Genomic DNA, 24,920 nt, shown 5'->3' on the forward strand with positions numbered 1-24,920 from the left:
CCCCTCGATTAAACCGGGTTATTAACCCGCGTAGGCGTAAGACTTTTCCAACAGGCCAGTGCGCTTCCATTGCAGTTCCAGCGCGCCGGGTGTGTATACCTGGGCACCGCCAATCTGCTCGGCAATCGCCTGATAGCGTGCCGCCTCTTCAATAAACAGGATCAGCTCCGACGTCTTGATAATGCCTTTACCCCAGAAATTGGCACCGCCGTTGGATTCGAGCAGCGCCGGTGGTGGAGCCAGTTCCGGGTGATTATCCAGGCGCTCGCGAATTACCTCCAACACACTGCGGGTACGCTCCAGGTGGTTGGGAATTTCACGCGCAAGCAGGTGGCGCGCCGCGGCCACATACAGGATTGGAAACGGCTTGTGTGCCAACGACCAACCCGACAGGAAATTGGTATGGGCGTGGATCACGGTATCGGCATCCAGGCGCGCTTCGTGCAGTACCAGGTTTTTGTTTTCCGCAAAGGAAGACAAACTCACTTTGGGGCTTTGGTCGCGCGCCAAACCGCCGGGAAAACGAATATTCAACAGGTGGTCGGTCTCGGGAATACGATGGGTAATGTGAAAGGTAAGACTGGCCGACAAGGTGCCATTCCTGCTCAGGGTTTGGAATGCATGGATTGCATCGGATTTGGCTTGCTCAATATAGGCAACCAGTTCAGCTTCATGGGTAACAGACATAATTTCTACCTTTAAAAATTTTCGATCAATTAACGATTGCGGTGGGTAATCACTATCAGGCTGCCTTGTTAGCCGCACGCGCAGCTTTGCGCTCTTCATAGAGTTTTTGCGCACGTGCCAATGGCCAGTATTCAATCCAGGTTCTCACGCTGAAGTCTTTTTCAAAGTAACCCCAGCGATGCAGGAAATCCTTTTGCACTTCCAACCCGAGCACATATTCAGGAATCAGTTTTGGCTCAAAATGCAGATGCAGTTGGTCGCCATGGGAACCGATGACTTCCTCGCGGGTAATATCACTGCCATCGGCGCGCAGCAGTTCAATCACTTCATCGGGATGCTCCCTGGCCCAATCAGCGGTTTCCAGCAATACCGCCAGGTAGCGCACAACCACCTCCGGATTTTTTTCCAGGAACGCGCGATCGACAGTGACCGGGCGCGGTGTGCCGTTGTTTACCCGCAGCAAGTGATCCGGCAAATCATTAATGTTAATGACCTGATGGAAGCGCGGATCTTGTGACAGGCGATAACCGCGTGCAAAACGCAGGAAAATGGCATCCACCTCACCGGCTTCCAATGCCGCTACTTCAACCGAACGACCGGATTCGCGCGGCTCCCGGCGCGGGCCATCCTGGGTGTCATAACTGGGCGCTTCTATATCTACCAGGGTGACGTCCTCTACGCTCAAGTCCGCCAAGCGCAGCGCCGTTTCATAACCGTGCTGCGCAGCACCGCGCTGGAAATCAATGACAGCATTGCGGTGCAAAGGCACGCCCAGGCGTTTGCCTTTTAAATCGGCAACCGTGCGGATACCACTGTCAGCGCGGGTGAGGATGCCCTGGTATTCATCCAGCCAGGTAATGCCTACCACGACGGTATCCTGCCCTGAACCCTTGGCCCAAATGGGCGGGATATTTCCACCTTCGCGGAACATGCCGGACTGGTTGTGGTTGTAATGGGAATTGCGTGTTGCCAGGCTGTGTGATTCACGCAGTGAGTGAAGTGTTGTACCGGGTTTGGCAAATTCCTCTTGCAGCCAGCCTTTGCGAATGGCCAGTGCAGAAGCTGTTGCTGCACCGCAGCGGGTGTACCAAAGCTCCACGGTATTTAAATCCTGTTGCGTCATAATCTGTACTCCGTTTGAGTCGATAACCAATGTCAAAACGGGTGTTAGCAGCTTCTATGCCAGAAAAAATTCCAGTATCAATTGCACTGGAAAAATCGCAGGGAATTGGTGGAAGTTTTTTTCTATTGCCTTGATTTCTCGCTAATTCCTGCCGATTTACACCAGTCCGTTAACATCATCGCGAACGACATGCCCGTATCAGCCAGAAAAAATTCTGCTGCTTTGCCAACAGATTACCCCTGCAAAAATCGGTACAGGCTGTGCAAAAGACAACAATCAACAAAAATAAAATGTTTAAAAAGGCACAGCTATTTTTGCTAACAACGCAACAGCAACTGTTGTTTTTATAACAACTGCACAGCAACTGCTGCGGTAAAAACCATACCCGGGTATCTGCAATGACCCATTTGCAGCCAGGTCCCGGCCCTCAGGATCAAGTGGTATGCATATTGCTCCCGCACCTGCCGGATCGCTTATGTGTTGCCCGCTGAATAACCGCTCATTCCGGCAGGTACACGCAAAGCAGCCATTCTGATTATTTTTGTTGTTGCGGATTTTGTGGATACCCCGATGAGTAGCCGATATACAGCGCTGTTGCGCAAAAAAACGTTCTGGTACGGGCTGGCCAGTTTGCTGGTGATCGCCGCCATCGCGGGTACCTTGTGGACAGACAAAAGCGCCAGAACAGATCCCCGAACTCCCGTTACAGGGGCACGCAATACACCTGCTGTGCCGGTATTGGTCGCCAGGGTTGAGCGGCGGCTCCTGAATATCGTGCAAACAGGCCTGGGCACTGTTATACCCGCGGCCAGTGTAGAAGTGCGCGCACGCGTTGCCGGGCAATTGCAACAGGTGCTGTTTGAAGAAGGGCAAGAAGTGCAGCAAGGGCAGTTGCTCGCACGCATTGATAACCGCCCGTTTACCGCCGCCCTGGAGCAAGTCAAAGGCCAGCTGGAGCGCAATCGCGCTTTGCTGGCTAACGCGCGCCGCGATTTGCAGCGCTACCAGGCCTTGCACCAGCAACAAAGTTTGTCGCAACAACAGATCGACGCCCAGTCCTCCCTGGTAGCGCAATACCAGGGAACAGTGAACGCCGATGAAGGCGCCCTGGCCCAGGCGCAATTGCAAGTGGAATTTACCCGGATTACAGCGCCCATCAGCGGCCGTATTGGCCTGCGCCAGGTGGATGCCGGCAACAACATTACCCCTGGTGACAGTGCTCCCCTGGCAATTGAAAACCGGCGACTGGGCAAGCCAGCATCCGCAGGCGGCACTCAAGCTGGTCGCCACGGAAACCGGCAGCAGCGAAGCCGATGCGGCGGCGGCTTACGGTGCGGAATTGCATCAGCACCTGATTCCTTCACTGAATGACGATGTGGTCGCCGGGCTTGAGCATCAGAAACGTTTCCTGCATCAATGGGGTTTCCTCGCCGCCGATTTTGATTTCGCCGCCTGGATTGTCCATGAACCGTTAAACCTCGCCCGCCAGTTGGTTGCCGAACAACCGCTGTTACCCCGCACGCCTCGCCAAGCCACCGCCTGAGGAATACCACCATGAGCATGAGATTGTTCTGGCGTTACGGCGATGACAATCGCCATCCGCCGCAGATGCTGGCGCGAGCCCTGGATCACCTGGGCTACACCGGCTACCTGCTCGCCATAGGCGCCGGCGGTGCCGATATGTGGACCACTGCCGCGGCCCTGGCGCAACACACCGAGCGGGTGAAATTCCTGGTGGCGGCTTATGCCGGGGTCACCTCGCCGCTGCAACTGGCCTCGCAGGCGGCCACCCTGGATAAATTGTCCAAGGGGCGGCTAGTGATCAACGCTATCCTCGGTGAAACGCGCATCGCGCTGGCCCATGGTTTATTTCTCGAACACGACGAGCGCTATGCCATGGCCGAGGAATACTGGTCGCTGTTCCGCCAGTTGTTCAGCGGCGAGCAGACAACCTTCGAGGGCAAATACATCCGGGCGCGCGGTGCCCAGTTGCAGGTCGAATCGGTACAACAGCCGCACCCGGAATTATTTTTCGCCGGCTCATCGGACCCCGCAATTCAATTGGCGGCGCGGCAAATGCAGACCTACCTTACCTGGGGTGAGCCGGTGGAGATGGCCGCGGAAAAAATCCAGCGGGTAAAAGAGGAAGCGGGCAAGCTGGGGCGCACACTGAAATACGGTATGCGCCTGCATTTGATTGTGCGCGATACCGATGAGCTGGCCTGGGCGGAAACCCAGCGGATTTACGACGGCTTCGACAAGGAAAAAATTGAGGTCGCGCTCAAGGTCAGGGCCACCTCGGATTCGGTCGGCGTGCAGCGCACAACGGAACTGGTAAAAAATAAATCCCTGAGCAAGGATGCACGGGAGTTCGAGGTCGCCCCCAACCTCTGGGCCGGTTACACCCTGACCGGCAAGGGGCCGGGCACAGCCCTGGTCGGCTCGCCGCAGACCGTTGCCGACCGTTTGCTGGAGTATTACAACGCGGGCATAGACACCTTTATCCTCTCGGGCAGCCCGCGCCTGGAAGAAGCCTACCGCGTCGCCGAACAGGTATTTCCGCTGTTGCCGTTCGAGGTGGACAAACCGGTTTCCATGCGGCGAACAGAAAGGTCACTGCGCGCCATCCTGGATACCAAAGACCTGGTGTCTGCCGGCTAAGGCTTTCCCCGCCAGCGCAGCAAATAATTACCCAACACAGAAACTGCATAATTCATCACCACGCCCAGCAGGGTGACCACCAGCGCACAAATCAGGATGATATCCATGCGTGCGGAAGCCTCAGCGGTCATCATCAGGTTGCCAAGGCCAGCTCCGGCATTGAACAGTAACTCACTGCCAATACAGGTGATCCAGGCGAACGGAATCGCCAACAATAAACCCGTAACCAGATTCGGCAATGCCGCCGGCCACAGTACCAGGCGAAATTGCTGCCAGCGACTAAAACCGTAAATCTGACCCACCTCGCGAAAGCGCCCATCGACATTGCGCAAACCTTCATAACTGTTCAGCACCATGGGATAAAACGCGGCCAGTGCAATAATAAACACCTTGGCCTCATCGCCATTGCCAAACCACAAGCCGATCAAAGGGGTTAAGCCCAACAGTGGAACCTGGCGGAGCGCGTTGTAGAGCGGATTCACCAGCAGCGCAACCAGGCGCGCGTAATACATCAACAAACCAAGGGATACTCCCGCAACAACTCCCAACGAAAGCCCCAGGGCTGTTCGCTCCAGGCTGCCACAAAAGTTAATCCATAATTCACCGGAATAAACCAGTTCCAGGAATGTACGGCCGACATCCTGTAAAGGAACAAAAGCATAGGCATGGGTTGCACTGCGACTCGATGTATATTGCCAAAGTACAACAATCAACAAGGGCAATAACAAGCCGCTCCAACCACTAAGCCATGTCTGCAACGGGATGAGCCTATTATTTTTTAATGCAGGTACTGCCACCCTGTTTTCTCCTGTCATCACAGATTATCGTTGGGGTTAGAGGGTTTCCAGCGCATCAGGCGATGCTCCAACAGGCGCAAACTTTTATCCAGGCCAAAGCCAATAAGCCCGGTTAGCACCACACCCACCAAAACAATATCGAGGCGCAACATTTGCCGTGCGAACTCCATCATCTGACCAATACCTGTATCCGCTGCCAGCAGCTCCACCGCCACCAGGATTAACCAAGCACGCCCCAAGGCTATACGCATTCCGGTAAGCACCGGCGGTACAGTGGCAGGCAGTAAGATATCGCGATACAACGCCAGGGGTTTAAGCTGATAGACTCGCCCCACTTCGATAAAACCACGGGGAATATTGCGCACTGCATCGGTTGCGGCTTGTGCAACCGGAAAGAAAACCGCCTTTACCAAAATTACAATTTTGAAGGTTTCGCCTATACCCAATAACAAAATCAGCATAGGGACCATAACCAGCGTGGGAATATGACGCAAAAGCTCAAAGGTAAGGCCAAGGTAAGCCCGAACCTGGGGAGAAATAGCGAGCAACACACCAACAATAACCCCCGCAACTGCCCCTATCCCAAAGCCACTGAATAACCGAAATAAACTGATACTGAGGTTATCCTGCAGTTCACCGCTCTCCGCTAGCTCAACAAAACTGGCCCACACCAGGGCGGGCGACGGCAATATCTGCTCCGGAACCCACTGCTGCAATGTCGCCCAATACCACAGCCATAAAAGCGCCAGGGGCGATATCCAGGCGGCCAGTGGCTGCAAAGGCCTTAGGGAAATATGGCGCAGGACAGCAAACCCGATGACCGGTTCTTTTACCTGCGCCTTGGCATCGACACCAGGGCTCAGCGGATTCATTCATTCGCCTCGACCGGGACTGGCCAATAATGTTCCAGTCCAAGGGCTTGAATAGCCACACTCACAAAACCGGCCTCAATCAATTCCTCTGCGGCGACAGGCTTGCGAATCAGGCGTGCACTCCGGGCATATGCATTCAAATCACGGTAATGCTCCAGCAAGTCAGGCCCCACCAGCGGTGACCAATAATTTTTCCAGCTGATATTGTCATCAAGGATATCCAGGCGGATCAGGGATTCAGGCAAGCCCATGCGCGCCTGCTCACGGATATAAGCATCCTGGTTCTCCGGTTGTGACACCCAATGCACAGCGCGCACAGTCGCTGTGGCCAGCAATTGGGTAATCTCGGGATAAGTGTCTACAAAGGATTTACTGCCCCAAAGTTCGGCACGCATACGCCAGGATACAGGTGCGACCTTGGTCGACCAGATAATTTTCCCCACGCCTTTTTCTGTCAGGGCATGGGCATCACTCAAGGTAAAAAAGCCATCGACATTGCCGGCAGACACTGCCGCTGCGCCGGCCTGGGGATTGAGGTTCATAATACGGAAATCGCGCAGCGTTAAACCCTCCGCGGCCACCAACTTGGCAAAGGTTGCCTCCCAGGGGCGCCCTCGATGCAAGGCGATACGCTTACCCTTTAAATCGCGAATCGTTTTTGCTATGGAATTTTGCGGTACGACCAGATAAGTATTGTTGCCGACACTACCCGGTACAATAAGGCGAGTGCTGATACCTGATGCATTTAAAATCAACGATGGCAAGTCACCGTAAAAGGCAAAATCAATTTTACCACTGGCAAAACTCTCATTGACCAGGGTCGCCACTGCCGCCGTGGACACCGGAATCCATTCAATTCGATACTTATGTTTTGCCAGCGCCTCGCGAAATAACTCATCGCGCGCAACGACTTGCGGAATACCCGCAAACGTCAATTCACCGGAACTGGCATTGGCCACTACAGCAACACGCAACACCTGCTCTGCCGCACTTGCACATACACTCCTGGCCAATACCACTATAATGAATACAGCAAACCACAAACGCGCTATATCAACTTTCAAAAACGTCATAAAAAACCACACAACCCTACAAACCATTGTTTGACACTGATTGCCAATCGATAACCGTTGATTGACCACCTTCTACCCCTCCCGCAAGCGGCAGAGAGTTAACAGTTAATAAATAGCAAGATATGAACCAGCTTATAGGGAAGGCGTAACTATCGTTTTGATTCCATCCCGCAATCATTGCCAGGCATTTACGGTAAAACTCACTAAAACAAGGCCTGTATTAAATCCCGGGTTTTAAAAAATAACATTTACTGCCAACAGCACCCGGGCAAATGTGCAAAACAAAACACTTGGGCAGCAATACCCGCTGTTGCATTACAAGCACATGCAGTGTTTGTTTTTAAACACAGGCGATTAAAATCAATCAAAATAACAGCCCGTGATGCGGCAGTGCTGAAAATTGCACACACAGGGCAGAGTGCAACAAAAAATTTCCAGCATGGCATATTTTCTGCTTTGAAACAGATATGACTAATGACCAGACCCTGGCAGGTTTTATCTACCACCACACTGACACAGTCAAGAGTACAACACCTGGAATCACCGCCCTGCAGTACAGCTGATCGAACAGCGCAGGCATTAACGCAATGGGAGTTATCATGAGCGCACATGCTTATTCAGCAGCAAGCCGACGTCATGCCCGCTATTACGTTCGCGACCTTGCGGTCGAGCAGCGCGCTTTACCGCGCAAAAAAGCCGATGTCGTGGTGTTGGTGCCACGCCAACAAAAACTCGGCGAACTTACACCACCCAAGCAGCACCGTGGAAGTTTCCTTCTGGCGCTACTACTGGTCGGCGCTGCGCACCTGGCTGTCGCCTGGCAACTGCTCAGCCAGCCTGAGCCAGTGATTACCAAGGCAGAAATTCCGCCCATGACGGTAGAGTTTTATCGCCCGCCGGTAGAGCAACCACCTCAGCCTGAGCAACCGAAAGAAGAGCCTCCTCCACCAAAACCAGAGCCAGTGGTCGAAAAACCCAAGCCTGTAGTGAAGAAAGAGCCACCCAAACCTGTGGAGAAAAAACCTGAGCCTGTGCAGGACGTTATTGTGCCAGAACCTGTTCCAGCACCACCGCCGCCACCTGCCGAGCCAGTGTTAACCAAAGCCACTGCCGATGCGGGCTACCTGCGCAATCCAGCGCCCCGCTATCCGGACTTTGCCCAGCAGCAAGGCTGGGAAGGCACAGTGCTGTTGAATGTTCATGTACTGGCCAATGGCAAACCCAAAGCCGTGGAAATCAAACAATCCAGCGGTCGTAAAATCCTCGACGACTCCGCTGTACAAGCGGTAAAACGCTGGACATTTGTACCCGCAAAGCTGGGCGAGACGGCAACGGACTCCTGGGTAGAAGTGCCGATTGATTTCCGTCTGGCCAACTAAATACCCAATCCATTGAACAATTAATTTTTGATGTAAGTGAGTAAGATTATGAATGAGCTTTATACCTTTGCTGTAGAACTGACCTTTTGGTTATTGATCGCCTTTTCGATCATCACCTGGGCGTTAATTCTGATAAAGGGCGTACAAAATATATTGGCCAGTAACCGCAATCGCCGTTTTACCCGCGCCTTTTGGAGCGCGACAGACCTGAATGCAGCCGCTGCATTGGAAAACCATCAGGGTTCTGCCGCACAGGTTGCACAGGTCGGTTTCCGCACCCTGCGCAGTGCAGATTCCAGTTACGGACTCGACCTTGAACACAGCTGGGATCGCCAGGATTTACTGGAGCGCCACCTGCGCCAGCAAATCCAGAAAGAGCGCCGCTCACTGGAAAGCGGCCTAGCGGTCCTGGCCTCCATCGGCACCACAGCTCCCTTCGTCGGTCTGTTTGGAACCGTGTTCGGGATTATCGAGGCATTGACAGCCATCACCAGCAATTCGTCGGCCAGCATCGAAGTGGTGGCCGGCCCCATTGGCCATGCGCTGGTCGCTACCGGTTTCGGCATCGCTGTGGCTATTCCCTCGGTACTGGCTTACAACTACTTCCTGCGCCGCCTGAAACTGATCGCCGCCGACCTGGATGATTTCGCTACCGACTTTGTTACCCTGGTGCAAAAAGCCGGTTTCCGCATCAAGCCCACCGCTATCACTACCAAACTGCCCAGCCGCAACAGCGAAAACAACACCGGCACCGATAAATCCACCGAGGTATTTGCATAATGGCTATTTCCAGTAGTAACAACGATAGTGACGAAGTATTGAGTGAAATCAACATCACACCCATGGTGGATGTTATGTTGGTATTGCTGGTGGTATTTATTATCACGGCTCCCTTGATGACCAACTCCATCACCGTCAACCTGCCCAAAACCGAATCCACGCCCCAGGTGCAGCAACCGGAAAAACCCCTGACCTTAAGCATCGATGCCAACGGATTGATTTTTCTCGATAAGGAAGAATTTCCGATCCAGTTTGTGGAAGAGGAACTCGCCGCACGCAAGGCGGCCAATCCGGATATACGCCTGAGCCTGAATGCCGATGAAGCCGTATCCTACGGTGTAGTGGCGAAAATCATGGTGATTATCGAGCGCGCCGGCATCGATAAATTGGCGGTGATTACACAACAGGATTCCCTGTAATTTTTTCTGATCGGAAAAGACCAAAAAGACGGTGAAAATACCGCCTTTTTGGTCTTTTAATTCCACCCTGTCAAATAGCGCTGTAGATATCCAGTCGATGAAACTCTGGCACGTCAGTGAAACACCCGGCATTAACCTTTTTGAACCGCGCCTGCCGCCAAGCCCCGATGCAGGCATAGATTATCCTGTCGTCTGGGCTATTGCAGAGTCACACCTGGTCAACTACCTGCTTCCGCGCGATTGTCCAAGGATTGCCATTCGCCGCGCGCCACATTCCACAGAAAGCGATATCCACTATTTTTTTGGCGCGGCGTCCGCCGAGGTGATTATCTATATCGAAGCCCCCTGGCTTTATCAATCGCTCAATACACCGGTATGGCTTTATGAAATGCCCGCCGAATCCTTTGCATGTGCCGATACCACGGCGGGCTATTTTGTAGCCTGCCAAACAGTTGCACCTATTTCGGCCCGTCAAATTGATTCGCCCTTATCCGAGCTGCTGAACCGGGAAGTTGAATTGCGCATAGTCTCCCGGCTTCGCACCATGGCGGAAACCATCAAAACGTCCTCCCTCACCTTTTCAATTATCCGCCTGCGCAATGCCCTGCCGTGAGGTGTGAAATTTTTTTCGTCTTCACAATTTCCATAGCTAAAAAAAGGGAGCACCAGGCTCCCCGAAACATTACGTGGCTAAATCAGGCGGCAGATTGTTTTATATTTGCCAATACGGTTTCCAGCGGACGCGGATCTATCCACTGACGGGCATCCACCAGGTTGGGGATAAAATTCCAGCGATGCAGGAAGCTGATAAAATCCTGCAAACCGGCGATTGAGGTTTCGGATAAATCGGTTTTCAAACGCAGATGCGCATCCTTGCCATAGGCCTGGGTTACCCAATACTCGCTGCTATTCGTCTCGCGCGCGAGGAAGCGGCGCGTATCGTCTGGATGCTGCCAGGCCCACTGCTCTGCGCGCAGCACTTGCTCAACGATATTCACCGCCGAATCAAAGTGCTTGTCGAGCAGGTTGATATCGACTGTCAGGGTACGCGGCGTACCGTTGTTGGCGCGGATCAGAGGCTCCGGGTGCGAACCTGTATCTATAACAACATGTAAACCGAACTGGTGAGCGGTGTGTGCCGCCGAAGCGCCTTTCAGGAAGATCGCGTCCACTTCGCCGCGCAACAGCCCCAACAATTCCGCACCGCGGCCACCCTGGCGACGGCCGCTGAAGGTATTGGTGCCGGTTTCGGATTTAGCGGCGGGCTCATCGCTGTAAGTACCGCCAATCACATAATCCACCAGCTCCACGTCGGCTACACTCAGCCCTTCCAGTTTGAGCGCATTTTCCAAACCGCGCAGTGCCTGTGCGCGGGAGAAATCAATTTGTACTTTTTCCCACTTGGGTAAACCGAATTTGCGGCCTTTGAGATCCTTGACGGTTTTAATACCGGATTCAGGCAGTGTCAGAATCAGTTGTACCTCATCCGCCCAGGACAAACCCAATACACGGGTTTCGCGACCGACGGAACGCGCCCAGATAGCGGGAATATTGCCGCCATGGCGCACGGAGTTAACCAGGGTGTGATCGAAATGTGATTCGCGCACCGCCTGGTCATTGGATTCACGCAACGATTTAATGTCGGTGCATTGGGATTTGAAACTTTCTTCCAGCCAACCTTTTTGGACGGCGATTCCCAAACCGGTTGGAACCGGGCAGCGGGTATACCACAGGACATCGAGCGGCTCTGAGTGACTCATGTGTGATTGCTCCTTTAAAAAGCCAATGGGTTAATTCAGTTGCAATTGGCTCAAAAGCAAGGCCCATGCCAGAGTCTGTTACAGAATAAACACCGCGATAACCCTGTATTTTCACGCAGCAGATACAGGCATTATCTATTGGGCTGTGCAATTAAAAACATCGCCCGTCACATTGATGTGCAAAATTCAGCATTACCCCAAGCGATGCTCTGTTGCCAGGGATGCACCATCGCGTGAAGATTCATCAAAAGAAGAATCGCGCAGCAAACCATGGCGTTTTAACAAGGTGCGCATCACATTGCGCGATATTCCCAGTAAAGCAGCGGTATGAACCTGGTTGTGGCTGCTGTAACCAAACGCCTCATGGACAATCAAACTTTCCAGGCAATCAAAATACGCGTCGTCCCCCCCCTGCTTGAATAAACGGCGCAGTTGCGTCGCAATAATATCCAGGGGACTTTCATTTAGGCTGACGCCTATACCATTCGACACAGAGCCAGGCACATGATCATTCCAACTGGATGGACGACGCCCATCCAGGTGTTCCCAACCACCAGTAACCTTCAGGTGTTCCGGCTTTATCACGTCCTCACCGGATACCAGCAGGGCAAAATGGATCACATTTTCCAGCTCGCGGATATTGCCGGGCCAGGCGTACTTTAACATCAGGTCAATGGACTGCTCGGAAAACACCGGTTTCTTATAACTCATCCTTTGGCTGTAATTCCGTAAAAAATATTCAGCCAGGGGCAAAATATCACCAGGACGCTCACGCAAGGGGGGAAGGCGAACATGGGCGATATTAATTCTATAAAGCAAGTCGCGTCGGAAGTGCCCGGCGTTCACGGCATAATCCAAATCGACGTTGGTTGCCGCCACCAGTCGCACATCGACTGGAATACTTTTGCGCGAGCCGATGCGAACGACTTCACGCTCCTGTAAGACACGCAGCAGCTTGACCTGCAAAGGCAGGGGTAAATCGCCAATCTCATCGAGGAACAGGGTTCCGCCATTGGCTGCTTCGAACCATCCCTCGCGCTTGCCGGTCGCTCCGGTAAATGAACCTGCCTCATGGCCAAACAATTCGCTTTCTGCCAACTGGTCACTGATTGCACCGCAATTAACAGCCAGGAAAGGCCCTTTCCGGCCACTCAGGTGGTGAATATGGCGGGCCACCAATTCCTTACCGGTTCCCGTTTCCCCACCAATCAGCACAGGCGCCTCACTCGGTGCTATACGCTCAATATAATCGAGCAGCTCTGCTGAGACGGGATCAGAGAAAACCAATGCCTTGGCCCTGACAGACAACGGCTGGGCGTTGCCTCCTTCCAACGACAGGATCATGGGTTGCTTGATATCTTCGCTCACAATAATTACTCAATGCTGGAAAGCTGTGCTGGGTTTTGGATAGCTGGAACAAGTGGCGCCAGTGTAAAAGCTGATCATCCATTTCTTAAGGAATTTATAACTATAAACTTATAACTGATTTCTTGTTATACCGATTAAAAAGCAACAGCCTGCTAACGCACCGCTCCAATCCCTGCTGGATAACCAGCAAATTTTGCATCTCCCCAACCAAAATGATCAAAAAGCAACATTGCATAAAAATTATGTTGAAAATGAAACAGACGGGACAGTTCACATAATTTTTAAAAAAACTTTTTTCGAAATAATTCGCGGTTTTTTTAGGGAATCCAGACGACTTATCACCTTCTTAAGGTGGCACAGATAGTGCTATCCGGTCTCCATCTGTATGCGAATTTTATCCCATACAGTGTTGGTTTATTTTTTTCCGGGGAATGTGTATGCGTTTTAGTAAAAAGCCCTTATCGATTATTGTGGGCGGACTCATTGGTATCAGTGCCACAATTCAATTGGCCAGTGCAGAAGAGGTTCAACAGGTATCAGCCTATCAGGAGGCAGATTCAGCCAAGGCAGGAAGTTCAACTTCCAATGCGTCATCAGCCGGGGCAAATGCGTCAAATCGTTTGGAAAATGTGTTGGTTACCGCGCAGCGGCGCAAGGAAAATATCCAGCAGGTACCCTCTGCCGTTAGTGTGATTGGCGGCGACAAATTGGTAGCAACCGGTGTTGGTCGCACAGCGGCAGAAATTACCCAATTCGTACCCAACACCTCCGCCGGCCAAAGCAATGGACACAGTCGGCCACGCTGGTGGATCCGCGGTGTGGGGACTGGTACCCAGGGACTGGACTCTCCCAGCCCGGTGGGTATTTACCTGGATGATGTCTATATCAGCAACGCCAGTGCTACTGCGTTCCCCCTGTTCGACCTGGAACGGGTTGAAGTATTGCGCGGCCCGCAGGGAACCCTGTGGGGTAAAAATACAACCGGTGGTGCGATCAACCTGATCTCACAAAAACCCAGGTTCACACCGGACGGTTACCTAAAGCTGGACCAGGGCAGCCATGACAGCACCCTGATCCAGGGTGCTGTTGGTGGCGCTATTATTGAAGACAGCCTGGCGGCGCGAATTTCTATCCACCAGGATACGCGCGATGGTCTTTTCAATAACAGTTTTACCGGCGAGAAAGATTTCGCTTACCGCGACTCTGCCACCCGTATCCAATTACTGAGTCGCCCTGCCGATGATGTGGAACTCCTGTTTAATCTGCACTACCGCGATTATCGTACCGATGGTGCCAATGCCACCGTCATAGGCACAGGAACAAACGGTGCCTTCTGGACCAACGGTGCCACCTATATCCCCAGCAAAGATCGCACAATCGTGTCCAGCAATGTCGACCAGTTCAGCGATATTAGCCAGGATGGAGCACTGCTCAACCTTAACTGGGCTTTGCCGGGCGGTTATGAATTAACATCTATCACGGCCTATGAAGGCTATGACAGTCAATCACTCAGCGACAGCGATAACACCCCGCTGGAAATTTCCCGTGGTTACACCGATGCCAAAACCAGCCAACGCTCACAGGAGATTCGCCTCGCATCCCCCAAAGACGGTAATTACCATTGGGTAGCCGGTGTGCATTATTTTACCGACCGCATTAATTCCGATGCTGCCAGCGGCACCTTGCCTACGGCACAAAAACCGGTTGGGCGCGCGGATGCCTACAGTGATACGGTGTATCGCCATGACAGTGAGAGCTATGCCATCTTTGGCAACCTCACCTATAACGTCACCGATCGTTTTTCCTTCACGTCCGGTTTGCGTTGGTCGCGCGAAGAGAAATCCATCGACCTGTATTACTACCAGGCGACGCCCAATCCGGTCATCTTTAATGATCAAACCCGCTGGTGGCTTCCCTCCTCAGTGTCCTCACCTATTGCATTGCGTGTACGCCAAGATGACACCAATGACTGGAGCGATTGGACCTACGACCTGACCCCCGCCTATGAACTGAGCGACAGCTCCCGTGTTTACGCACGTGTTGCGCGCGGTTTCCGCGGCGGCGGCTATAACAGTGCGCCACGCACCCAGGACAGCATCAGCGTACTGGAGCCGGAATACCTGACCTCTTATGAGGTGGGTTATAAATCAGAATGGCTCGATGGCCAGTTGCTGTTGAATGCCAATGTCTTTACCTACGAATACGAAGACATCCAAATCAATGCCGTATTGCCCTCCCCCACCGGTGCACTGTCGCAATTGCGCAATGCAGCAGAGGGTGACGCCCGCGGTGCCGAACTTGAAATCCAGGCATTGGTTACAGCCAATTTACAGGTGCGTATCGGTTTGGGATGGCTGGATACCGAGTTCAGCAATTTCAGTGATGTGAATGGCGATTATTCTGGTAATCGCTTCGTGCGCTCGCCGGAATTCTCCGGTGTTCTTTCATTGGATTACCAGTACCCGCTGGAAAATGGCAGCAGCCTCACCTTGGGTACCGATTGGAACTACCAAACCCGATATTATTTCTACACCAATAACCAGACAGATCCCAACCTGGCCCAGGACGACTACGGCACAGGCTCGGCACGTATTTCCTGGAAATCGGTCGATGAGCGAATAACCCTTTCGATCTACGCCAATAACCTGAATGACAAGCAGTATAAATTGCATACCTTGCCACCGGCAGCGGGGGCAGCCGGTAATACGGTCAACTGGTCTGAGCCGAGGAATTACGGCGTGTCGTTGGTCACACGTTTCTAAGCGGAAAAAATACAGGAGGATGGATTATCCAATCTACCTCCTGGACACAGGCCTGTTGCCGCCGATGTCCCGCGCCTTGTCAGCGCAGGTGGCATATGAATGGGATACCGACCACTATGGATACCGATAATTTTATGCCCAACAGATCCGGACGATTAAATCAACTGCTCTACGCCCGATGTCCTGTACCCTCACCGCTGGCACTTGCCATGCAATTGGGCTGGATTGAAGAAGCCATGTACCAATTGGCAGGCATCGAGGTTCGCTCGCTGTTTGAAAGTAATAACCCCGCCGACATGCCACGGCATTTCGAGATCAACCAGGTCAATGCGTTTCGCCAGGGTGGCAGCGCACCTGTCATCTGGGCCAAGTCCAAACACCAGGACACCCGCGTCATTGGTCTCACCTGGACCGATGAATACCAGACCCTGATTGCCCTGCCGCAATCCGGCATACACCAGGTCAAGGATTTACGCGGCCGTCGCATAGGCCTACCGCAACACAATATCCAACTGGATCACTCCCGCGCAGCGGCTTTGCGCGGCTTTTGTGTGATGTTGGAAAGTGAAGGCTTATCGCTAAAAGATGTGGATATTATCGATCTGCCCGACCATGAAATTCCCACCCAGGTACGCGATGGACAGGTTGTGTCTACCGGCACCGGACGGCGTGGACGCTACAGCTATAGCAGTGAAATCCATGCGATCAGCCACGGTTTGGTCGATGCTGTCTATGTGAAAGATGTACGCGGTGCCCAGGCGACCCATTTATTGGGGGCACAGGTGATCGCCGATATCAATCACCATCCCGACCCTTATATTCGCCTTAACAACTGTACACCGCGGCCCTTAACCGTTAATACCTGGTTACTGGATCATTACCCGCATTTGGTGGATTGCCTATTGCAACAAACCTATACCGCCGGCGAGTGGGCGTTGCGCCACCCGGATGAAACCCTGTCGCTCCTGAGTCGCGAGGTAGGCTGGTCGGAGAGTTGGGTTAGCTACGCCTATGGCAAAGAAGTGCATCGCAGTTTGCAATTGGATTTGAGCCAGGAAAATATTAAACGCCTGGGTTTGTATAAGGATTTTTTATTGAAATACCATTTTATTGAGCAGGATTTTTCCGTCAGCCAGTGGATCGATCCGGAACCCATGGAGCGTTTGCTTAAACAACTCAAGCACGGTAATAAACGCTCCCGGGTATTGCTCAATAGCAAAAGGCCAGCAGGGTTTAGCGGATTGATCCATTAAACAATAAAGCCCTTTTACCGGGCTTTATTGTTATCCCTTGGTCGATTCACTCACGCCGACAATGACAAGCTTTCCGGCGCAGTGACGACACTGGCACGACCTCGCACCAGGGGCAAGACTTCCTCGCCGACGCGATAGGCTTCTTCCAGGTGCGGGGTACTCGCCAGGATAAATGCATCGGCGCCCAGGGCAATCAAGTCATCCAGACGTCGGGCAACCTGTTCATAACTGCCAACAATTCCCTGCCCCTGGCCACCGCGCAACAGATTAAAACCCGACCAGATATTAGGCTCGATAATTAAATCCTTGTAGCTGTTAACCTGGCTGGGGCGAAAGCCGCTTTGGCGGCTGGCACCGACAGAATCCCCCTGGCGAGCCAGTTGCTGGCGATAGCGCTCCAACTGAACCGGGTCCAGGTTTTCAAAACCGCGGCGAACTTCGCGCCAGGCTTCCTCTTCCGTAGCACGGGCAACAATATCCACACGCACGGCGCACTTGATCTTGCGCCCCAATTGATCGGTCTTCGCTTTAACGCGATCGAATTTTTCACGCAGTTGTGCCAAAGGCTCCAGCCAGGACAAGTAATAGTCGGCGTGCCTGGAGGCAGAGACCAGCGCCGCATCAGACGAACCGGAAAAATAAATTTCCGGGAAGGTTTCGTGATTCAGGGGAAATGGCAAGCTGGCCTCTTCCACCTGATAAAAACGCCCCTGGTAACTAAAGGGTTTACCTTGCCAAACACCGCGCAAAATATCGAGGAACTCGGTCGTGCGTGTGTAGCGATCATCATGGCTGAACGAGTCCCCCCACCACAACTGCGCAGGTCCACCGCCGCCGGTAATAATATTAAACAGTGCGCGTCCACCCGTGGCACGCTGCAAACTGGCAGTCATGCGCGCGGCCGTTACCGGATTCAAAAAACCCGGCTGGAAGGCAATCATAAAACGAAAGCGACGGGTCTCCCGCGCCAGGAACGACGAAATCGCCCAGGGTTCATCTGTCATCGGAAAGGATGGCAGCAAACCGCCATGAAAACCGGATATTTCAGCGGCATGGGCGACTTCAGCAATATAATCAATGTAGCTAAAGCCATCCTGTCCACCACCACCCAAACCCGGATGGCGAATATGGTCCTGCCCCTGATACCAATCACCGCGATAAGGCAAGCGTGAGCGATGGGAACCCGGTTCACCATGGGTTGGAATACGCCAGAAAAAATCAATGCTCATTGTCTATCCTCTTAAAAATGCTCAGGCTGCCAGGGGTGAAGACGCCGACAGCGCTTTACGCAACAACGGCAACACATGCTGGCCAATACGATAGGCCTCTTCCAAATGGGGGCTGGCAGCCAGCACAAAACTCTCGATACCTGCACGGTGGTAAGCCAACAACCACTCAACGACTTGTGCATAGCTCCCCACTAAAGCAGCCGATGCGCCGGTATTGGCAACAGGCTGCGACCACAAGCCGGGCGCCAGGGATGCCACCGCACCCACATCGGCCTGCTGCCAAAAGCGCTGTGCATCGGCCAGGGCTTCCGCTTCTGACTCACGGGCCAATACATCAATGCGCAAACCCATCACTAAAGTGCGTTCCTGTTGATGAGCCAGTTGTTGCAATACAGTAATGGCCGGTACGAGCTTATCCACAGGCGCCGCCTCCAAAAGATGCACATCGGCCTGGCGTGCTGATAAGTCATAAGCTTCCTGCGTATCGCCGCTGAGATAGACGCGCGGAACCGGATTGCCCCCCAGAGGCCCCTGGAAGCCCCCGTCCAGCACTTCAAAAAATTCCCCCTTAAAACTAAAAGGCGCCTGGGTGATAACACCTTTGGCAACCGTTAAAAACTCATCGATACGCGCATGGCGTTTTGCGTTGGGCACAAAGTCTCCCAACTGGCGCCGCGCCGGTTCATCACCGCCCTTTGTCAATTGCCAGGCAAAGCGCTGGTTGCTAAAACGCTGGTAACTCACGGCATTTTTAGCGGCATATACCGACGAGCCACGCGAAGCTTCAAACTCGGTCAGCAATCGCAGGTGACGGGTAGAACGCGCCAGGTAACCGGCGATAATCCAGGATTCATCGCCCTGGGGGTCATGCGGAATCTGTATACCGTCAAAACCGGTCAAGTCCGCAGCGCGCGCAATTTGCAGCAGATAATCAAAATAGCTAAAGCTGTTACCACGCGGATCGGTAATGTCCTTGTGATAGGGGTAAGCCTCTCCGGGTAAACGCTCGCCACGTTTATAATGACGCGCATCGGCGTAGCGGGAATCGCGCGCACCAGGCAATTGCCACATAAATTCAACAGACATATCAACTCCTGATAATCAAACATCACCGGTAGACAGCAGCATATGTGCCAGATCAGGCAGGCGGGGCCAAGGGCAGGAAACAAGCTTGCGTTAGATCAAATAATCGCACTATTCGCCTGAAAAATGGGCTGCCACAACCCTGCTTAGGAAAGGCAGCCCGGAAAGCAGTGTTTAATTACCAACAAAACAATCCATAAATTGCTGGAAATTAAACAGCATGCGAGAGAAACAATCAGGCTTTACCACCTTGACGCCAGAGCTGCAGTAATTCGTGGGCGGCCTCCAATGGACGCGGATCAACCCAATCGGCAAAATCAAAATCGTTTTCCAGGAAACCGTGTAACCATAAGGATTTTTTCTGCTGCTCAAACCAGGCTAAACGCTGGGGCGACAAATCCGGATGGAGCTTTTTATGGAAATCATCGCGATAGGCTTCTACAACCGCACTGCTGCTGCCGCGCGTTTCTCCCTGCAAAATACGATGGACGTCTGCTTCATGGTCTACGGCCCAATCCGCTGCACGCAGGGTCTGGGCTAAAAAGCGCACCAGGGAATCGAAATGGTTGTTAATAAAATCTTCATGGACAGTAATAGGACGCGGTGTTCCGTTATTCACGCGATAGCCCGGGTCAGGTAAACGATCCAGGTCTATACCGACCACGACACCGGCAGCACGGGCTGCGTCAACCGCTGAGGCGCCCTTTACATAGACGGCATCTACCTTGCCCTGTACCAGGTAATCAATGCCACGCCATAAACGCAACCCGTCCTGCAGGTGCGATTCCAGATTTTCTGTGCGTGTGGGATTTTTACGATTGGAGGGCACCTCAACCAACTCCACATCGTCGAAAGTCAGGCCAGCGTAGTGCAGCACCCCGCGGTAACCCTGCAACGACATGCCCCGCGCAATACTGGTGCCGCGCTGGTGTGAAGCAAGCGCGTGCTCATTCCAGTCAGGTAGTGCCAAACGCTTGCCTTTCAAATCTTTCGGCTCACGGATAGCGGAATCCGGGCGAACCAGAATCGCTTGCCACTCCTCGATCCAGGTTAAACCGATCAAACGTGTGCGGGCACCCTGGGCGCGGGCGGCAAGTGCGAGGATATTACCGCCCTCACGAATCAGTGAGGGCAAATCGTGATCGTAGTGATGGCGGCCCAGATCGCGATTTTCCTGTAGCGTATCAATCGCAATCTTGTCATTGGCAAATTCATCGCCCAGCCAGCCCAATTTATAGGCAAGGCCAGTCGCTGTGGGTACAGGGCAGCGGGTAAACCAAATATTATCCAGCGCTGTTGCGACAGTTTGCTGGTCGAGTTGTTGTGGTGCTGTCATCGGGAACTCCTTGCTTGCATTGGGATATCGTAAAAAACTGCCGATACGGCAGTGTTCAATAAACACAAGCGCCCAAGCAGAAACTGTTCCACAAGCTCAGGGGAAACACCAAACCTGCCCTGCAACAGCTTGCCAGGTATCGGGAGGCAACACCCCAATATAAAAATCCGTGCGTCCTGCTGTGCGAAACACAACAGAACACAGGCATGGCGTGTTAACAAAGCAACAGCAAAAGGGTTTATCACATCCGTGCAACCTCAATACAACATAAGCACAGGTATTGTTTAGCCCACACACCAAGGCGTTGCCGGCAATCGCCGCGCCTCTATTTTTATCCGTTATTTTGGCCTGCGCCTTGCTATAAACATGCGCTGCGCTGTGTTGTTCCGAACACCGGATAACCCTCCTGTGCAGATACCAACAGCCACCTGGATAGGTTTTTTAACCACAGGCTGGCACATCAAGCTGACTTAATTATTGGTTTCAGGATTTTGCTTCCATGACATTTTCACTCACCCAACTTTTGCATTACTCATCCCTGGGTTCCGCCCTGTTATTACTGGGTTGCCTGGGCTGCCCGGCACAGGAAATCCACTGGCATGAGTAAATCCTATCCCCTTTTGCGCTGCCTTGCGCTCTACCGCGAAATGCCCTGGCGCTTCGCATTAACGGCTACTCTTTTTGCCGCCAGCAATTTGAGTATGGCCTGGCAACAATGGTTATTGGGACGCGCTATTCACGATGTGGAACTGGGTAAGGCAGTGGTTGCCCAGGCCGATGGTTCGCTGGATTATTCCGTGGCGCTCGGCTGGCTGGCCATTTTGGTGGCAGTGGCCCTGGGGCGAGGTTTGATCCAATACCTGGGTGGATTACTGGCCCTGATTATTGGACAGGATTTATTATTTATTTTGCGCGAACGGATTTTCGCCCAGGTACAGCACCTGGATTTGGCCTACCACCGCGAACACGGTGTTGGCGGCATGGTGACACGCACCACCCGCGACAGCGACAAGTTGCGCGATGCCCTGGTGAATTTCTGGCGCCAGGTGTTTGAAACAGCCCTGCTGATTATTGCCACGGTTGGCATGCTCTGCTGGTACAGCCCACTACTTGGATTGGTACCCCTGGTCATTACCCTGGGCGGCATGGCCATTTTGGTTAAGCAAACTGACAAACTGGTGACACTGGACCGCGCGGTTGGACAGGCCTACGACAACGTCAACCAAAATCTCACCGAAGGGGTTAGCGGTGTGCGTGTTATTAAAGCCTTTGGCCTGGAGCCATCACGCGTTGCCGATTTTACAACCCAGGTAAATCAGTTTGCATTTCACTCGCGCCAGGCGCTGGCTTATGCCTGCTCACACATTCCCCTGCCACAAATCATTATTGCACTGGGTCATGTGTGGGTATTGGCCTATGGTGCACACCTGGTCGGCAAAGGTGAATTGAATATCGGTGAATTGGTAGCGTCCGTGCTATTAGCCAATACCCTGGTATTGCGTGTGGAGGGTATCGGCAGGGTTATGCAGGTTTTTGCCGATGCCCGCGCGTCTGCTGCACGCATTTGGGAATTGTTGGATGCCCGCCCGACGATTGTCAGTGGCCAACACAAATTACCGGATGGTGAACTGGGTGTACGCCTGGACAAGGTTAGTGTCCATCCCGCGCAAAAAGACAAAGCGATCTTGCAGCAATGCGACCTCAACCTGAGGCCCGGAGAAATCATTGCACTGGTGGGGACTACCGGCAGTGGGAAAAGTACCCTGCTGGGATTATTGCCACGCCTGATCGAAGCCGATGAGGGACTCATCCAATTAGGTAATGACCAGCAAGGTTGGCAAGACATCACACAACTGGACACAGAAAACCTGCGCCGCCGTGTCCATGTTGTAGCGCAGGAAAGTTTTTTATTTTCCGATACCCTGGCGGCCAATATGCGCCTCGCCAAACCCGATGCCAGTGATGAAGACATCCTGGAGGCGCTGCGCCTGGCCAGTGCCGACGATGTGTTGCTGCGCCTGGAAAACGGTTTGGACACCCGCATCGGCGACCGCGGTATTACCTTGTCCGGCGGCCAGCGCCAGCGCATCTGCCTTGCCCGCGCACTGTTGGGGCAAGCGTCTCTGCTCGGATTGGACGACGCCACCAGCGCCCTGGATGCCGCTACCGAGCAGCGCATTATCGACAACATCCGCCAACTTAAACATTCCCAGGGGCGCAGCCTGAGCTTGCTGATCGTATCCAGCAAACTCTCAACCGTACTGCTGGCAGATAAAGTAGCCCTGCTGGAGCAGGGGCGCATTGTTGCCGTGGGTACACACCAGGAATTGGCGCAGCACAATTCCGTTTACCGTGAATTAATGGGAGTTTCCAGTGGCCAATAATTTTCGTGGCAATACTGCCCTCAGCGATATCCAACTGGAAGAAGCCTTGGCAAAAACATCGCTGGAACGCGGCATGTTCTCGCGCCTGGTCCCCCTGCTGGGACCGGTCAAACAACTGGTATTAGGCGCGGTGTTGATCGAAACCCTGCTGGTGGCTGCAATTTTTATGCGCCCCTGGCTGGTCAGCGAAGTGATCGACAAAGGCTTTGACCGCCAGGCAGCCAGCATCGCGGTGGATTACCAGGTCATCCTGTGGACCGCCATTGCCTTTGCCCTCACCTGGACAGCGCGTTTTATGTTCGCGGGCCTGGGACAATACCTGGCGGGTCGCGCCGCTATCCATGTGATTAACCAATTGCGCATTCGTGTTTTCACCCATGTGCAACAACTCAGTGTGGGCTATTTCGACCGCACCAAGGCCGGTCGTATTACGGCGCGCGCCGATAGCGATGTCAACGCCCTGGAACCGCTGCTGATCCAGGGACCGCCAGAGCTGCTCTCTGCCCTGTTGCGCTGCCTGGTTGCCGGTATCATGCTCTGGCTGATCTCCCCCCTGCTGTTTGCCAGCATTGCCGCCATAGTGCCCATCATGGTTATCGCCACGGTGATTTTTAAAAAAATCTCCCAGCGCAATTGGGGAATAGTGGCAGAAAATCGCAGCCGATTTACCGCCCATTTGGTAGAAACAGTAGCGGGTGTGCGAGTGATCAAACAAACCGCGTATGAACCAGCCAACCAGCAGCGCTACCATACCCTGGTCGATAACTTTAACAAGGCATTAGTACATGGAAACATGCGCGCCAGCTGGTTTGCCCCCTTCACAGCCGTGTTAACCACAGCCGCGATGGCGGTGCTCCTTGTTGTTGGCGGGCGCGCCATCGCACTGGACCAAATTACACTGGGCCAATTGGCTGCCAGTTTATTTTATGTATTTATTTTCCTGGCGCCGCTACAGGAGTTGAGCGATTTGTTCGAGCGCTATGCCAATGGCTCTGCGTGCGCCCAGCGTATTTTCCTGCTGCTGGATACCCAGCCGGAGATTGTCGATCCGGAGCACGCCCAGGCGTTGCAGGACATCAAAGGTGCAGTGTCTTTTAACCGGGTACAGTTTGCCTATTCCCCCCAGGCAAGCCGCTGGGTATTGGATGATTTGGACCTGCATTTACCAGCGGGAGAAGTCCTCGCCATTGTCGGGCCGACAGGGCATGGCAAAAGTACCCTGGTGCAATTGCTGACCCGTTTTTACGATGTCAGCCACGGCAGTGTCACCGTTGACGGCATTGATGTGCGCGCCCTGCGCCAAACCGATCTGCGTCGCCATGTGGGTGTGGTCCTGCAAGATAATGTCCTGTTCAGCGGCAGCATTCTCGATAACTTGCACCTGGCCGCGCCTGAGGCAAAGGATGAACAGTTGATCGATGCGGCCAAAGCCCTGGATGCCCATGACTTGCTCAATGCCCTGCCCGATGGTTATCACACACAGGTCGGCCCCTTGGGATCACTACTCAGCCACGGCCAGCGACAACTGGTGTGCCTGGTGCGCGCCTATTTGGCCAATCCAACCATACTGGTCCTGGATGAAGCAACCTCCGCTGTCGATGTTAAAACCGAGCGGCGCTTGCAAATCGCCTTGCGTCGGCTCTGCGAAGGTCGCACAGCGATTATTATCGCTCACCGCTTATCAACTATTCGCGATGCCGACCGTATTGCCGTCATTCGCGAAGGCAAGGTAGTGGAATTGGGCAAGCACGACCAATTGCTTAACGCACAGGGTTTCTACGCATCCCTGTACCAAGCCTATGAGGAAAACAGCCTGGGCGTATACCATCAACTCCCGACACGCCATGAGCTTGGGGCAAGCGATCGAAATAATCGCGCACAAGACCAACCAGAAAAACAGGCAATGCCGGTTTAAATGGCGTCCAAAAATAACCCGGCAATTGCCGGGTTATTT

At 53.3% G+C, this 24,920-nt stretch carries 21 protein-coding genes; 11 read left to right on the plus strand and 10 right to left on the minus strand.

Annotation, left to right across the window (positions count from 1 at the left end; translation table 11 throughout):
- Positions 1–21: 21 nt before the first annotated feature.
- Positions 22–687 (minus strand): class II aldolase/adducin family protein, encoded by a 666-nt coding sequence (locus CJA_RS11190; RefSeq protein WP_012487914.1) that lies wholly within the window; start codon positions 685–687, stop codon positions 22–24.
- 55 nt (positions 688–742) lie between these two features.
- The gene (locus CJA_RS11195; RefSeq protein ID WP_012487915.1) at positions 743–1,810 is read right to left on the minus strand and encodes an ABC transporter substrate-binding protein; all 1,068 of its coding nucleotides are present in this window, start codon (positions 1,808–1,810) and stop codon (positions 743–745) included.
- A gap of 570 nt (positions 1,811–2,380) precedes the next feature.
- Here CJA_RS11195 and CJA_RS11200 point away from each other — a divergent pair.
- From CJA_RS11200 to CJA_RS11210, 3 genes are read left to right on the plus strand one after another with little or no spacing between them, the layout of a single operon-like run.
- The gene (locus CJA_RS11200) at positions 2,381–3,181 is read left to right on the plus strand and encodes an efflux RND transporter periplasmic adaptor subunit (protein ID WP_012487917.1); all 801 of its coding nucleotides are present in this window, start codon (positions 2,381–2,383) and stop codon (positions 3,179–3,181) included.
- Entirely contained in the window at positions 3,150–3,353 is a 204-nt protein-coding gene (locus CJA_RS11205; protein ID WP_012487918.1) for a hypothetical protein, read from the plus strand. Before CJA_RS11200 ends, CJA_RS11205 begins: the two co-directional genes overlap by 32 nt.
- A gap of 11 nt (positions 3,354–3,364) precedes the next feature.
- The gene (locus tag CJA_RS11210) at positions 3,365–4,471 is read left to right on the plus strand and encodes an LLM class flavin-dependent oxidoreductase (RefSeq protein ID WP_012487919.1); all 1,107 of its coding nucleotides are present in this window, start codon (positions 3,365–3,367) and stop codon (positions 4,469–4,471) included.
- On the opposite strand, the gene CJA_RS11215 is transcribed toward CJA_RS11210, so the two are convergent.
- Genes CJA_RS11215 through CJA_RS11225 form a run of 3 tightly spaced genes read right to left on the minus strand, consistent with a single transcriptional unit; the run spans position 4,468 to position 7,213 of the window.
- Positions 4,468–5,229 (minus strand): ABC transporter permease, encoded by a 762-nt coding sequence (locus CJA_RS11215; protein ID WP_202944158.1) that lies wholly within the window; start codon positions 5,227–5,229, stop codon positions 4,468–4,470. The two genes, CJA_RS11210 and CJA_RS11215, sit on opposite strands and share 4 nt — an antisense overlap.
- A gap of 56 nt (positions 5,230–5,285) precedes the next feature.
- On the minus strand, positions 5,286–6,140 hold the full coding sequence (locus CJA_RS11220; RefSeq protein ID WP_012487921.1) for an ABC transporter permease: 855 nt from the start codon (positions 6,138–6,140) through the stop codon (positions 5,286–5,288).
- Positions 6,137–7,213, minus strand: a complete 1,077-nt coding sequence (locus CJA_RS11225) for an ABC transporter substrate-binding protein (RefSeq protein WP_041551465.1) — start codon at positions 7,211–7,213, stop codon at positions 6,137–6,139. The genes CJA_RS11220 and CJA_RS11225 overlap by 4 nt, the downstream gene beginning before the upstream one ends.
- A gap of 599 nt (positions 7,214–7,812) precedes the next feature.
- Between CJA_RS11225 and CJA_RS11235 the strand changes: the two genes are divergently transcribed.
- From CJA_RS11235 to CJA_RS11250, 4 genes are all read left to right on the plus strand, one after another.
- Positions 7,813–8,592 carry an energy transducer TonB gene (locus CJA_RS11235; RefSeq protein WP_012487925.1) on the plus strand — a complete coding sequence of 260 codons (780 nt, stop codon included), beginning with the start codon at positions 7,813–7,815 and terminating at the stop codon, positions 8,590–8,592.
- 48 nt (positions 8,593–8,640) lie between these two features.
- Positions 8,641–9,372 carry a MotA/TolQ/ExbB proton channel family protein gene (locus CJA_RS11240; protein ID WP_012487926.1) on the plus strand — a complete coding sequence of 244 codons (732 nt, stop codon included), beginning with the start codon at positions 8,641–8,643 and terminating at the stop codon, positions 9,370–9,372.
- A complete protein-coding gene (locus CJA_RS11245) occupies positions 9,372–9,791 on the plus strand; it encodes an ExbD/TolR family protein (RefSeq protein WP_012487927.1) in 420 nt (139 codons plus the stop codon). The genes CJA_RS11240 and CJA_RS11245 overlap by 1 nt, the downstream gene beginning before the upstream one ends.
- A gap of 97 nt (positions 9,792–9,888) precedes the next feature.
- On the plus strand, positions 9,889–10,404 hold the full coding sequence (locus CJA_RS11250) for a DUF6886 family protein (RefSeq protein WP_041551467.1): 516 nt from the start codon (positions 9,889–9,891) through the stop codon (positions 10,402–10,404).
- An 82-nt stretch (positions 10,405–10,486) separates the two neighbouring features.
- On the opposite strand, the gene CJA_RS11255 is transcribed toward CJA_RS11250, so the two are convergent.
- Together CJA_RS11255 and CJA_RS11260 are read right to left on the minus strand one after the other, a co-directional pair.
- Positions 10,487–11,551, minus strand: a complete 1,065-nt coding sequence (locus tag CJA_RS11255; protein ID WP_012487929.1) for an ABC transporter substrate-binding protein — start codon at positions 11,549–11,551, stop codon at positions 10,487–10,489.
- 192 nt (positions 11,552–11,743) lie between these two features.
- Positions 11,744–12,919 (minus strand): sigma-54 interaction domain-containing protein, encoded by a 1,176-nt coding sequence (locus CJA_RS11260; RefSeq protein ID WP_012487930.1) that lies wholly within the window; start codon positions 12,917–12,919, stop codon positions 11,744–11,746.
- Between the two features lie 437 nt (positions 12,920–13,356).
- Between CJA_RS11260 and CJA_RS11265 the strand changes: the two genes are divergently transcribed.
- Together CJA_RS11265 and CJA_RS11270 are read left to right on the plus strand one after the other, a co-directional pair.
- A complete protein-coding gene (locus CJA_RS11265; RefSeq protein ID WP_012487931.1) occupies positions 13,357–15,681 on the plus strand; it encodes a TonB-dependent receptor in 2,325 nt (774 codons plus the stop codon).
- 95 nt (positions 15,682–15,776) lie between these two features.
- Positions 15,777–16,934, plus strand: a complete 1,158-nt coding sequence (locus CJA_RS11270) for an ABC transporter substrate-binding protein (RefSeq protein ID WP_202944159.1) — start codon at positions 15,777–15,779, stop codon at positions 16,932–16,934.
- Between the two features lie 50 nt (positions 16,935–16,984).
- Here CJA_RS11270 and CJA_RS11275 read toward each other — a convergent pair whose 3' ends face one another.
- The 3 genes from CJA_RS11275 to CJA_RS11285 form a co-directional block, all read right to left on the minus strand.
- Positions 16,985–18,163, minus strand: coding sequence for an LLM class flavin-dependent oxidoreductase (locus tag CJA_RS11275; RefSeq protein ID WP_012487933.1), 1,179 nt, complete (start codon positions 18,161–18,163; stop codon positions 16,985–16,987).
- A 21-nt stretch (positions 18,164–18,184) separates the two neighbouring features.
- Positions 18,185–19,249, minus strand: a complete 1,065-nt coding sequence (locus CJA_RS11280; protein WP_012487934.1) for an LLM class flavin-dependent oxidoreductase — start codon at positions 19,247–19,249, stop codon at positions 18,185–18,187.
- Positions 19,250–19,481: 232 nt separating this feature from the next.
- The gene (locus CJA_RS11285) at positions 19,482–20,582 is read right to left on the minus strand and encodes an ABC transporter substrate-binding protein (RefSeq protein WP_012487935.1); all 1,101 of its coding nucleotides are present in this window, start codon (positions 20,580–20,582) and stop codon (positions 19,482–19,484) included.
- Between the two features lie 599 nt (positions 20,583–21,181).
- Here CJA_RS11285 and CJA_RS11290 point away from each other — a divergent pair.
- A complete protein-coding gene (locus tag CJA_RS11290; protein ID WP_012487938.1) occupies positions 21,182–22,966 on the plus strand; it encodes an ABC transporter ATP-binding protein in 1,785 nt (594 codons plus the stop codon).
- Positions 22,956–24,881, plus strand: a complete 1,926-nt coding sequence (locus CJA_RS11295; protein WP_012487939.1) for an ABC transporter ATP-binding protein — start codon at positions 22,956–22,958, stop codon at positions 24,879–24,881. Before CJA_RS11290 ends, CJA_RS11295 begins: the two co-directional genes overlap by 11 nt.
- Positions 24,882–24,920: the final 39 nt, after the last annotated feature.

The sequence above is a fragment of the Cellvibrio japonicus Ueda107 genome (genome assembly GCF_000019225.1).
GTDB classification, from domain to species: Bacteria; Pseudomonadota; Gammaproteobacteria; order Pseudomonadales; family Cellvibrionaceae; genus Cellvibrio; species Cellvibrio japonicus.

Coding starts and splice junctions, on each gene's coding strand:
- CJA_RS11240 (WP_012487926.1), top strand. CDS start 8,641: ATGAATGAGCTTTATACCTTTGCTGTAGAACTGACCTTTTGGTTATTG.
- CJA_RS11255 (WP_012487929.1), bottom strand. CDS start 11,551: ATGAGTCACTCAGAGCCGCTCGATGTCCTGTGGTATACCCGCTGCCCG.
- CJA_RS11285 (WP_012487935.1), bottom strand. CDS start 20,582: ATGACAGCACCACAACAACTCGACCAGCAAACTGTCGCAACAGCGCTG.
- CJA_RS11225 (WP_041551465.1), bottom strand. CDS start 7,213: ATGACGTTTTTGAAAGTTGATATAGCGCGTTTGTGGTTTGCTGTATTC.
- CJA_RS11270 (WP_202944159.1), top strand. CDS start 15,777: ATGAATGGGATACCGACCACTATGGATACCGATAATTTTATGCCCAAC.
- CJA_RS11290 (WP_012487938.1), top strand. CDS start 21,182: ATGAGTAAATCCTATCCCCTTTTGCGCTGCCTTGCGCTCTACCGCGAA.
- CJA_RS11280 (WP_012487934.1), bottom strand. CDS start 19,249: ATGTCTGTTGAATTTATGTGGCAATTGCCTGGTGCGCGCGATTCCCGC.
- CJA_RS11275 (WP_012487933.1), bottom strand. CDS start 18,163: ATGAGCATTGATTTTTTCTGGCGTATTCCAACCCATGGTGAACCGGGT.
- CJA_RS11200 (WP_012487917.1), top strand. CDS start 2,381: ATGAGTAGCCGATATACAGCGCTGTTGCGCAAAAAAACGTTCTGGTAC.
- CJA_RS11245 (WP_012487927.1), top strand. CDS start 9,372: ATGGCTATTTCCAGTAGTAACAACGATAGTGACGAAGTATTGAGTGAA.
- CJA_RS11210 (WP_012487919.1), top strand. CDS start 3,365: ATGAGCATGAGATTGTTCTGGCGTTACGGCGATGACAATCGCCATCCG.
- CJA_RS11190 (WP_012487914.1), bottom strand. CDS start 687: ATGTCTGTTACCCATGAAGCTGAACTGGTTGCCTATATTGAGCAAGCC.
- CJA_RS11235 (WP_012487925.1), top strand. CDS start 7,813: ATGAGCGCACATGCTTATTCAGCAGCAAGCCGACGTCATGCCCGCTAT.
- CJA_RS11220 (WP_012487921.1), bottom strand. CDS start 6,140: ATGAATCCGCTGAGCCCTGGTGTCGATGCCAAGGCGCAGGTAAAAGAA.
- CJA_RS11250 (WP_041551467.1), top strand. CDS start 9,889: ATGAAACTCTGGCACGTCAGTGAAACACCCGGCATTAACCTTTTTGAA.
- CJA_RS11265 (WP_012487931.1), top strand. CDS start 13,357: ATGCGTTTTAGTAAAAAGCCCTTATCGATTATTGTGGGCGGACTCATT.
- CJA_RS11195 (WP_012487915.1), bottom strand. CDS start 1,810: ATGACGCAACAGGATTTAAATACCGTGGAGCTTTGGTACACCCGCTGC.